Here is a 3603-nt window from a genome sequence, read left to right as displayed (position 1 = left end):
TCCCCCTATACCCCACACCCCACACCCTACACCCCACACCCTGCCCCCACGAGCAACTTTTTGCCGTAAACCCTAGCTTAATTTGGTGACAATTTGATTGTTTAGTAACAATTCTTGACTGAGTAAATCTTCCACATTAATCCGCAGGAAACACTGATCATCAATCCAGAACTGCACTTTAATGCGATCTTTACCCCGAAAACCTAAAGGATCGAGTTTAGCGATTGATCGGGCCCCCTCGCGATCATTTAAGGGTTGAACGCTAGTTTCTCCATTACCGAGGGAACGAGTAATTAATTTATCACCATCAAAATAGACCTCCATTGCCCCCCTTTCCGTCCCTAATTCGCCGATAATTAATTCAATGCTAGGTTGATTGTCCACGGAAGCACCTAGGACTAATTCCACGGGTTTTTCCATGGGATAGGGTTGTCCAGAGTTAATAATTGGATGCCAAGCGTGGGCATTTTTGCGACGATTCCAGTAACGAATGCCGTAGCTATGATAGAGAAAATCCTTGACTTGATAACCTTGGGCTAATTGTAACGCTCCCAAAGCGATCGCTTCAAAGGGTCGATCCTCTTTAATTTTACTACTATCAAAATACTGTCGCACCCAATCTTTTACCGCCGGAATTTGTACAGTTCCCCCAACTAATAACACCGCATCGATGTCGCTAACTTCAATTCCATTGCGTCTTCCCTGTTGCAAAACTCCCGTCATTAAATCATCTAATTGATTAAAAAAGTTTTGTTGTCGGAGAATATCGGTCAATTGTTCTCGATCTAAGCTTAACTCATAACTCTCGAAATTTTCCTCATCAAAATATACCTCCTCGGCGGTTAATTGGGAAGAAAGTTTAATTTTTAATCTTTCTGCTAGACGAGTAGTCAGGGAAGTTTTCGCTAAAGATTGCTTTTGGGCAAAATAATCGACAATCCAATCGTCGATATCTGACCCCCCTAAATTTGTCCCCGCCTTGGCTAAAACTCTCGCTAGTTTAGTTTTTTGGGCGGAATTATTGCCTAAAAGTTTTTCTCCCCACTTGAGAATAAAACCTTGATTTTTTTGAGGATTATCTAAATCTAATTGTACCAAAGAAAGATCGAGGGTGCCACCGCCAAAATCTACCACTAAAATCACCTGATCACCCGTGGTTCCATAACCCAAAGCGGCGGCCGTGGGTTCATCAATTAGGCGAATTTGTTCGATTTCCCATCCCTGACAAACATTGCTTAACCAATTGCGGTAACTTTCAAAACTATCGACGGGAACGGTTAAAACTAGAGATTGGGGGGTTTCCGGGGTGGTGTTTTTTAAGTTGTCGATGATGCTATCGAGAAACCATTGGCCAACCCCCTCGAAACTGAGGACAGTTTCCTCTAATTCCGGTAAAAATCCTTGAATTTTTGCCCCGATACCTCGTTTAAAGCGACGAAAAAAACGCGGATCTCGATCGCTATCTAAACCCCGATCCCGTACCGCTTGACCGGCAATTACTTGCAGGGGATTGGCTGATTTAATATAGAGTAAACTGGGAATTAGGGGGGGATTGTCGGCTATTTGTTGGGATAACTCCGATAATTTCACGGTTTCGGCCCTATTTGTCGCCCCATTCCAACGAGTAATGACGGTATTACTGGTTCCGAAATCAATAGCGTAGAACACGATCGATAGTTTTTAGGTAAATTTAGTTAATTATTGGCTATTGTAACCTGTTATTTAGTGAAACCGCCCGATCGAGGTGGAAGTTTCCCCAAAAAATCGGGAATTTGTTCAGCGCAAGCTAAAGAATTCTGTGCAGAAACTTGACAAATAATCTTTAATAGTAAGTGGTTTCAATTAAATTGAAGATAGATTTGTCTTTGATCCCCCCTGCCCCTAGGGTTGATTCAGGGTAGGGTTGATTCAGGGTAGGGTTGATTCAGGGTAGGGTTGATTCATGAATCAACCCTACCTTGCCCCCCTTGATAAGGGGGGTATCTGACAATTTTTAACACCCACCTACTTAGTATAAGTTGCACTGGATCAAAAGACTATGTTAGCAGTTACCACCTCACCCGAAACCCTCTCCTTAGAAATTCCTAGCGCGATCGCTCTCTCTATCACCCTTGAACAGTTTGAAGCCCTTGCTGCGGTCAACCGTGACTTAAAATTAGAACGTACAGCCCAAGGAGAATTAATCGTGAATCCCCCGACAGGTGGCGAATCAGGACAGCGTAATTTTAGCTTAACGACTCAACTGGGTCGCTGGTGCGAAGAAAACGAAGCTTTAGGAGTCGGGTTTGACTCTTCCACCGGATTTATACTACCAAATGGGGCGATTCGTTCTCCTGATCTATCTTGGGTGAGTCGAGAACGCTGGGAATCTTTAACCCCTAAGCAGAAAAAGGGATTTATTCCCCTCTGTCCCGATTTTGTGGTGGAATTGCGCTCTGAATCCGATAGTCTTGACAAATTACAGAAAAAACTGCTCGAATATAGGGAAAATGGCGCAAGGTTAGGCTGGTTAATCGATCCCCAGAATCGGCAAGTTGAAATTTATCGTCAAGGAAAAGAGGTAGAAATATTAGAAAATCCCACTGATTTATCGGGTGAAGATGTTTTACCCAATTTTAGCTTAAATTTAAAGCTCTGATGTTTTAAGGGGTCATCCTGCGATATTCTGCCAATCTTTTTGAGATCGGGGATTCGCTTCTAAATTATCTAAGAATTCTTTTTTCTAGGTCATCATCAAATGAGCATCGAAAAGTCTTTAGTCTCCTCAGGTAAAAGTCTTTATCAAGAAGATTTCTACCGATGGTTACAAGAAACCGCTAATTTACTCAAAGAACATCGTTTTGAAAAATTAGACCTGGAAAATTTGATCGAAGAAATTGAAACGATGGGAAGGAGTGAAAAACGAGAACTAGAAAGTCGCTTAACCGTCATTGCCGAACATTTGCTTAAATTGACTTACTGGCTAACTGAAAAGGAAGCAAATGCTCAAGGATGGCGCAGCACAATTGTTGAACAACGCCGACAAGTTCAACGCTTATTAAAAGAGAGTCCAAGTCTGAGAAGATTGATTCCTGAAATCTGGATAGATTGTTACCAAGCAGCCAGAGAAGATACTGTAAGAAAGTATCTTCTCTCTGCTGATTTATTCCCGATTGAATCACCCTTCACCCTTGCAGAAATCCTTGATTCTGACTATCTTCCTTAAAACTCAAGTTCGGTATTTTATCGATGAAGACAATGCCCAACAAAGCAAAGCGTTAAACGGCAATCACTACCTCTGATTTACCAAATCAAAGTAAGATTTAAACTAAATTCTGGCAGAATACTTTCCCCCGATAAACTCTCTGGATTAGTTAAAATTTCTACTGCCTGTCCTTGACGATAAATTTCTACTTCTCTCGTTTTTCTATTGATTAACCAACCTAAACGAGTCCCATTATCTAAATATTCCTGCATTTTTTTCCTAGTAGTTTCTAGGCTATCACTAGGAGACATTAATTCAATGACAAAATCGGGAGATAGAGGTAAAAATCTTTCCTTTTGTTGTGGGGTTAAAGCTTGCCATTTTTCTAAAGGTATCCAAGCAGCATCGGGAGAGCGATC

The 3603-nt window shown here is 41.6% G+C and carries 4 protein-coding genes; 2 read left to right on the top strand and 2 right to left on the bottom strand.

Going from position 1 to position 3603, the window contains the following annotated elements; all coding sequences use genetic code 11:
• Positions 1-72: 72 nt before the first annotated feature.
• Entirely contained in the window at positions 73-1668 is a 1596-nt protein-coding gene (locus tag O9290_RS00280) for an Hsp70 family protein (RefSeq protein WP_288054958.1), read from the bottom strand.
• A gap of 370 nt (positions 1669-2038) precedes the next feature.
• Between O9290_RS00280 and O9290_RS00275 the strand changes: the two genes are divergently transcribed.
• Complete coding sequence (locus O9290_RS00275; protein WP_012265011.1) at positions 2039-2638, top strand: Uma2 family endonuclease; 600 nt, start codon at positions 2039-2041, stop codon at positions 2636-2638.
• Positions 2639-2737: 99 nt separating this feature from the next.
• Complete coding sequence (locus tag O9290_RS00270) at positions 2738-3205, top strand: DUF29 domain-containing protein (RefSeq protein WP_002757365.1); 468 nt, start codon at positions 2738-2740, stop codon at positions 3203-3205.
• A 77-nt stretch (positions 3206-3282) separates the two neighbouring features.
• Here the strand turns inward: O9290_RS00270 and O9290_RS00265 are convergent.
• Positions 3283-3603 (bottom strand): Uma2 family endonuclease (locus tag O9290_RS00265; protein ID WP_288086574.1); only part of this gene is annotated, 321 nt, incomplete at its 5' end.

The sequence above is a fragment of the Microcystis sp. LE19-41.2A genome (assembly GCF_027530405.1).
GTDB classification, from domain to species: domain Bacteria; phylum Cyanobacteriota; class Cyanobacteriia; order Cyanobacteriales; family Microcystaceae; genus Microcystis; species Microcystis aeruginosa.
This window is presented reverse-complemented; position numbering and strand designations above follow the sequence as displayed.